Annotated in this window: 1 protein-coding gene; it reads right to left on the bottom strand. The window is 68.1% G+C overall.

Annotated features, from left to right (window positions below; all coding sequences use genetic code 11):
- Positions 1–53: 53 nt before the first annotated feature.
- A partial coding sequence (locus ACOADB_RS06385; protein ID WP_378597117.1) for an FAS1-like dehydratase domain-containing protein occupies positions 54–480 on the bottom strand: 427 nt, incomplete at its 5' end.

Below are 480 nucleotides of genomic sequence, written 5' to 3'. Positions count from 1 at the left end.
CGCGGTTGACCATCGGCCGGATCACGGGTGTCGGGGCTTGCTCCGCTGGCACCTCAACCACCGGCCTTGGGAATGAACTTGAGGACCCGGAAGAGCATGGTCGCGACCAGCTCACCGTGCCCGTCCGGGTGGTCGACGTACCAGCGGTTGCGCGAGGTCACGAAGTAGCCCAGGCCCATGCCGGTGTTCTTCGGACCGACCACGGATTCGAGCGACGTGGTGACCCGCAGCTGCTCGCCGTCGCGGAGGTAGCGCTCGTAGGTCTGCTCGCAGTTCGTGCCGAGCACGGCGGTGAAGCCGGCGTCGGTGAGGATGCCCATCATCGAGTGCAGCGGGTCGTCGTCGGCGCGCTTGCGACCGAGGCCGGGCATCGTCCAGACCTGGGCCATCGACGGGGGTGCCTCGCCGGTCCGGAACCGCTCGTTGTCGTACTGCATCGCGTCGAGCCAGGCGCTGATCGTCGGCTGGTTCACCGGGTGT

It is taken from the genome of Nocardioides sp. CPCC 206348, assembly GCF_048654705.1.
GTDB lineage: Bacteria > Actinomycetota > Actinomycetes > Propionibacteriales > Nocardioidaceae > Nocardioides.
This window is presented reverse-complemented; position numbering and strand designations above follow the sequence as displayed.